Below are 6,356 nucleotides of genomic sequence, written 5' to 3' on the forward strand. Positions count from 1 at the left end.
TGACGAACAACACCGGCGAACCCAACTAAATACTGCGTCTCACTTACTCGGCGACAGGTGGCAATAAAGGCACATTCAAATGCGCGCGAACTTTATTTTCAATTTCGCGTGACAATTCTGGGCGCTCTTTCAAATAAGTCCGGGCATTGTCTTTACCCTGACCAATGCGCTCGCCGTTATAGCTGTACCAGGCACCCGCCTTCTCAATGATCTTGGCTTCTGCGGCCAAATCCAGGATCTCGCCTTCACGTGAGGTTCCTTCGCCATACATGATGTCGAAATGCGCCTCCCTGAATGGTGGCGCCACCTTGTTTTTCACTACTTTCACTTTTGTTTCGTTACCGATGACTTCATCGCCCGACTTGATTGAGCCGGTACGACGAATATCAAGGCGAACCGACGCATAAAATTTCAGTGCGTTACCACCAGTAGTTGTCTCCGGACTACCAAACATCACACCGATCTTCATACGGATCTGGTTAATAAAAATAACCAAGGTATTGGTGCGCTTAATGCTACCAGTCAATTTACGCAGAGCCTGCGACATCAGACGTGCCTGCAAACCAGGAAGCGAGTCACCCATATCGCCTTCAATCTCAGCGCGTGGCGTCAATGCCGCGACGGAGTCGATAACGACAAGATCGACGCTGCCGGAACGAACCAGGGCATCCGTAATTTCCAGAGCCTGCTCGCCTGTATCAGGCTGAGAAATCAACAGTTCTGACAAATTCACACCCAGCTTTTGTGCATAACCCACGTCAAGCGCATGTTCTGCATCGATGAACGCACAAGTACCGCCTAACTTTTGCATCTCTGCAATCGCTTGCAGCGTCAGGGTTGTTTTGCCTGAGGATTCAGGTCCGTAGATTTCAACAACGCGACCACGTGGCAGACCACCGACACCGAGAGCAACGTCCAGACCCAAAGACCCTGTCGATACAACCTGAACCTCTTCTACGACCTCACCATCGGCCATCCGCATAACGGAGCCTTTACCAAATTGCTTTTCAATCTGCGCCAGAGCGGCAGCCAATGCTTTGCTTTTGTCAGAGCTGGAATCGGATTTTTTGTCGTCCATGATTTCTTTCGGAAATAGTGCGCTTGGTTATTGTTACGCTTAATTGTCGGTTACCTAATTTTACTAACAGAGAACAGTCAAATTCTCGTTTTTATTTAATCTGACTATACTGTATAAAAAATCAGTGATTTATGCAAGCATGTTTTTTAAATTCTTCAAACCAACATAGTAACCATGATCCGCGCGAGTTGCGTCCATATTGTCGAAATTCACTTAACTCTGAATTTTATTCATCTAACTCTGAACCCTTGGGAGGCTTAGATGGAGTCCACCCCGTAACTGAATAATTTGATTAACTCTTTAATCTTTTTCACCGAATGTCCCCCTCTTGGGTTGGCTCATCACAGCAGCACACTCTGCTTCGGTTGCCATAGAGCCATCAATTTGAATCGACAAAAGGTATTCGTCTCGGAGAAGGTTGCTCAGCGCCTGATGAAGCAAGACGGCCCCTATGTTGCCAGACCTAAACGACGTAGATATCGATCCTATGTCGGCGAAATAACTCCAGCCCGGGAAACATCATCAATCGTGATTTCCATGCTGTAGCACCAAACGAGAAGTGGCTCACATGAGTATTTGCATCAAATCAGCCATTGATTTTCAACTCAAAGATGCCGTACTTTTTCATCCAAAAGTGCCACCCATTTACATAACAAATAGGCCATCGATTGGCAAAGAAATGATTTATTTTGACCGGATAGTGCCTAGCAGTTAAAAGTGGATTACCGCCATTGATGTCTTGCTGCGACTGTTCGAACTTTGCCTAAACGCGACGGTCGACAAAAATCCGATCTGCGGCTGCTTTCAGGGTGGCGCTGAAATAGCCCTTTTTTCTTCATGTCTGACTGCGTTCGGCATAGCTGCCACTGAGGTACAAGTGATAACGACAAGAAAAATTTAACAATTGACTGGCAGCTGCTTAAAAATGACTGCTCGCTCTGTGCCCATAGCCGTCATTGGATTTTTGAACAGCAGACAGTCAGTTCGCTGGATAGCAAGCCAAGAAGTTGTTTGTATTAACGCCAAATTGAGATGCGCCGCAAGATGCGGCCAATTCGCAAAAAAACAATTTCACGGCTTCAACCTCGAATGCCATGTTAAATGTCGTTTACTTGTGGACATCCTCATTGACCTCGACAATGCCTTTCTCATTAATGGTTATTAGCTGAGTCTCCTCTAGAAGCCGTGGAATCGCTCGCGAACGAGTAACCATGAATTGAGAGTACAACGATTATGAGCAGAAGACGCAGAATCATGGTGGCTAACGTTCGAGCTAAGCTGGCGACAACGGCATGGCGCGCTGGACAGAAAGCGCAAAATGGGCCGCAGGCCCAGCGCTTGATGGCCAGCGTGACATGCCGTTGGCGCTCCGCTTGAGCGAGGGGTTAGGCGTCATTGCGGGTAAACCCCACCCGCGAATCGGGCGAATGAAACACTGGATGCGAGGCGCCAAGTGAAGGTGCGCCGCCGCCTCTTCAAAAAAATGTCTTTGTTTTTCAACTACTTAGCGTGTGTTTCTTGAGAGGCGCCATCTCGTTGGTTTGGTAGCCTGCGCGATCAATGGGTATCGTTTTCGAAAGGATGATCGAGCCCACCGACGGCCGGTTTAGCGCTTCCACCGGGATTGAGTAGAGGCATGGCCGCGTAGCGCGCGGCCATCGATTCCATCAGCTTGTTTAGTGCAGCGCTCGAATAATAGCGACCATTTGAAATTACCGCCGCGATTCGGCGTGTATTTGAAATATTATCGAAAGGGTCGGCGTCGAGGAGTACGAGGTTCGCCCGTTTACCAACCTCAACGGTGCCACGATCGGCACCAAAGCCGAGAAACTCGCTAGCCAGCCGCGTATCGGCGAAGAGGATCTGCTGCGGCGTGAGCCCCGCCCTGACCAGCGCCTCGAACTCATCGTGCAAAGAGTAGCCTGGCGCCACGCCCGGCAGGAATGCATCCGTGCCCGGGACCACAGGAATGTTCGCGTCAACGAATGCTTTCACGAGTTTTCGGTTAAACACAGTGATTGCCTCGACTAGGGCCAGTCGCGCAGGTGGTGAGTTTACGTATCCATTACGATCCACCCACATGATGCGTGTGAGCGGATGCAGAAAACGGAGTTCTGGCATTTTTCTAATGAAGGCGGGCTCTCGCATTTGCTGCAAGATGCGTTCGTCTGTGGTCAGGGTGGTAGTCAGCCATACGCCACTTGCCTTGGCGAGCGCGACGAATTCCGGAATCTTGGCCTCTGCATCTGCAACATCCTTGGCTTGGAAAGCAAATTCTTCAGCGTGTACGACCATCGACAAGCTCGCGTCTAGCCACGGTTTGCTAAGGTCGGTCTTCTTGCGGGGAAGGTGCCCAAACACCCGCATGCCCTGCTTGCGCGCCTCGTCAACAATGGCGACGAAAGTTGGCGCATCGAGGTTACTATAGGCCTTCACGAAATCGTAGCCGTCGGCCTTTATGTCACGGACTACTTGGCGGCCGTCTGACGGCGTAGATGCAGAGCGTGATAATCCTACCGGCAACATAGGGCGTTCACCGTCAATCATCGCAGCCAGTGCCATATGCGGACCTAGCACCCTGCCGCTTTCGATTTCGATGCGCTGCCCGATGGATTCGGACATCGCAGACATATTGACGATCTGCAGCACGCCATTGGCTACATACGGCAAGAAAATGTCTTCGGTACGTACTGTGCCGTTGGGTACGTTTTCAGATCCAAGCAGAAGGCGAGCTAGGCGGTCGTTTTCGGGATGCGTGTGCATGTCTGTCAGAGAAGGCAACAGCCACTTGCCTGCACCGCTGATGCGTTGAATGCCATTTGGAATATTGGTTTTGCCAGTAGGTCCAATTATTTCAATACGCCCACTGCGAAGAATCACAGTCATATCGCGCAGGACGGTAGCTGCGCTTGTCATCGGAAGAATGGTGACGCCCTCAATTGCGAGCGGCGATCCATTTGCAGCCTCATTTGGCATACTTGCAGAACTTGCTATCCTTAGGTCTGACGCCACTACCGGTAGATTAAAAATCGCCAGAAATAGAACGAAGGCTTCCGCGATTAGGCGGCGAAAAACGATCCTGATTTGCCTTTGACAAAACAAAGGAGTGCTGATTTTTATATGGCTCAAAGTAATTAATCCTGTCTGACGACGCAGGTCACAAAAGAATCTAGAATGCACATCTGCAAATTTAGGGCTGATTATAGGAAAACTTGCGCCACTGCCTTTAGATCGGCGCTTGGGTCTGTGCGGCACGCTGTGCGAATTTGATGACGCCTAACGCTGATTTGAAAGGCGCGCGCGCCAATCAGCAAATTTTATGAAAGCGCTTATTCGCGCGTCATTTTAGAAAGTCATGTTAGACATCATAACTCTGGATACAACCAGTCAATGATTTGTAGACGGAATTTCTCAAGCACAATCGCGGCTTCATTGAGCCGCTGAATATCGATATTGAAAGCCTCGGGTTGAAGTTCCTCTTCGACTTCTTCACGTTCGCCTTTCTTCCCACGAAGTTTAGAGTTGGTACGTAGCAGCCCCTCTTTTCCATGAACGTTTATCCAAGGGTTGTATCTTGAGTGAACCAAGTCGTTACGGCGCTCTCCTAACTCACGAAGCTCCACCATAAGTTTGTGAAACTCCACTTTAGCATCGTCCCCTATATTGGCTCGCAAATCAACAAAGTAGGCAAACAATACGTCGGCGGTATTAAGTCGTTTACCATACTCTAGATCGTTCGCGAGGATTCGTACGACGCTACAGTCGGTATCTGATAACAAAACAAGTAAATTATTAACCGTATCTTCAAGGTGTTGGAATGTGACTATGAATCGGCCAAGTTGATGGTAGGCAGTAGGTGAGTTCATTAGTGATGTCTAACGTTGAATTGTGCGGCGCGCGCACTGGCTAATGAGAAAGTGCGAAATGCAAATTTGCGCGTCTGGCACGAATTCCATGTTAAACCTCACGACTCCCAAGTTCGCTTCAAGGTTCATTTAGTCGCCCCTAAACACCAGCTGGCCGTTCAATTCAATAGCGATCTTAACCATCGAAATGGTTTTATCAATAACCTCAAGGACGACATCTCGTTGGAATTCGTACGATTCGGTTTGCCCGTCACAAGTCTCGGTTATTACCCATGTTTCTCCTTTTGCTTCGAGATAACCACGCTGCCATTCGAGATGAGTACAGAGGCGTTTCATCGTTTCCGAATCAAAACTCGTCGAGCCAAATTCGTCGATCGGTTGATCACCTACGTCAAAGTATGGAAGCACATACCGCTGCGTGTCGAAGTCAGGAAACCAGCAGCCGTCTTTATGTTCGTCCCAACCCGAAGGAAATTTTCCTTCAACGATAATTTGCCAGTCAATCATAAGTAAGGTTTAACGCCGATTTGAAAGGCGCGCGCGCCGATCAGTAAATATTAAAAAAGCGCTTAATCGCGCGTCATTTTCGAAAGTCATGTTAAACAAAGCCATATGATAGTTTTCGGAGAGTGGCAATCAAATCACTGTGCGACTTCTTTCCGTACGTTGGAATGTCTTCCAATATCGCAAGCCAGTCACATAAAAACTGGCGATCAGTTTTTAAAATCTTTCTGTTCATTGTCCAACGCTTTTGAAACTGCCTATCCTTTTCGCGTAACGCGTCAATCTGAAGCTGACAGTTAGCGCAAAGTGTTTTTTTGTGCCAAATGAATCGCTGATTTTCCTCGTACTCAATTTTCTGATCTTCTGCAGAAAAGACGCAATGGCATTTACACTTCACGCAAAAATATCCAAAATCCTCGTATTGCGTATCTGTTGATTGACTATAAGCAAATGATCGCTTGCTCGAATTTGACCACTTCTCTTTATTCATTTCGACAGACAAATTTTTTACTCCGAAAGATGTTTAACGCCAAATTGAAAGGCGCGCGCGCCATTCATTAAAATTAAAGAATGCGCTTGTTCGCGCGTCATTTTCGAATGTTGTGTTATACGAATTTTCAAGCAATATCATTCCGATATGACCTCAGTGTATTTTGATGGATCTGTTAGATCAAAATCTGATTCAATACAATTTTCATCGAATGCAAATATGAAATACCTAGCACCATAACTACCTTCGTTCGTGAAATAGGTAGTTATTCCAAAACAACTCGACAAATGTCTCTGGACTTCCCCTAATTTCGTAGACAACTCTTAACTTCCAAATTGTTGTTGCTCGAAAGCTAGGGGACTCATCTGATTCAAATGACTATGTCGCCGTTTGCGATTGTAGAACACTTCGATGTAAT

General features: G+C 47.6%; 6 protein-coding genes and 1 pseudogene. 1 reads left to right on the forward strand and 6 read right to left on the reverse strand.

Annotated elements, in window-relative coordinates; genetic code table 11:
* Positions 1-43: 43 nt before the first annotated feature.
* Positions 44-1,078, reverse strand: coding sequence for a recombinase RecA (gene recA / locus ACO0LE_RS17605; protein WP_422961648.1), 1,035 nt, complete (start codon positions 1,076-1,078; stop codon positions 44-46).
* 384 nt (positions 1,079-1,462) lie between these two features.
* Here recA and ACO0LE_RS17610 point away from each other — a divergent pair.
* A pseudogene (locus ACO0LE_RS17610) lies at positions 1,463-1,647 on the forward strand (IS3 family transposase); the annotation flags it as partial.
* A gap of 988 nt (positions 1,648-2,635) precedes the next feature.
* On the opposite strand, the gene ACO0LE_RS17615 reads toward ACO0LE_RS17610, so the two are convergent.
* The 5 genes from ACO0LE_RS17615 to ACO0LE_RS17635 form a co-directional block, all read right to left on the reverse strand.
* Positions 2,636-4,207, reverse strand: a complete 1,572-nt coding sequence (locus tag ACO0LE_RS17615; RefSeq protein WP_422961649.1) for an amidohydrolase family protein — start codon at positions 4,205-4,207, stop codon at positions 2,636-2,638.
* Positions 4,208-4,443: 236 nt separating this feature from the next.
* A complete protein-coding gene (locus ACO0LE_RS17620; protein ID WP_422961650.1) occupies positions 4,444-4,944 on the reverse strand; it encodes a hypothetical protein in 501 nt (166 codons plus the stop codon).
* A gap of 129 nt (positions 4,945-5,073) precedes the next feature.
* Positions 5,074-5,451 carry a hypothetical protein gene (locus ACO0LE_RS17625; RefSeq protein WP_422961651.1) on the reverse strand — a complete coding sequence of 126 codons (378 nt, stop codon included), beginning with the start codon at positions 5,449-5,451 and terminating at the stop codon, positions 5,074-5,076.
* A 91-nt stretch (positions 5,452-5,542) separates the two neighbouring features.
* A complete protein-coding gene (locus ACO0LE_RS17630) occupies positions 5,543-5,938 on the reverse strand; it encodes a hypothetical protein (protein WP_422961652.1) in 396 nt (131 codons plus the stop codon).
* A gap of 323 nt (positions 5,939-6,261) precedes the next feature.
* The coding region (locus tag ACO0LE_RS17635) for an IS3 family transposase (RefSeq protein WP_422961654.1) at positions 6,262-6,356 on the reverse strand (95 nt) is incomplete at its 5' end.

The sequence above is a fragment of the Undibacterium sp. Xuan67W genome, from assembly GCF_049340165.1.
In the GTDB taxonomy this organism is placed as follows: Bacteria; Pseudomonadota; Gammaproteobacteria; order Burkholderiales; family Burkholderiaceae_D; genus Undibacterium.

Excerpts from the sequence above, each read along its gene's own strand:
- ACO0LE_RS17625 (WP_422961651.1), bottom strand. The coding sequence starts at position 5,451 with ATGATTGACTGGCAAATTATCGTTGAAGGAAAATTTCCTTCGGGTTGG.
- recA (WP_422961648.1), bottom strand. The coding sequence starts at position 1,078 with ATGGACGACAAAAAATCCGATTCCAGCTCTGACAAAAGCAAAGCATTG.
- ACO0LE_RS17630 (WP_422961652.1), bottom strand. The coding sequence starts at position 5,938 with ATGAATAAAGAGAAGTGGTCAAATTCGAGCAAGCGATCATTTGCTTAT.
- ACO0LE_RS17620 (WP_422961650.1), bottom strand. The coding sequence starts at position 4,944 with ATGAACTCACCTACTGCCTACCATCAACTTGGCCGATTCATAGTCACA.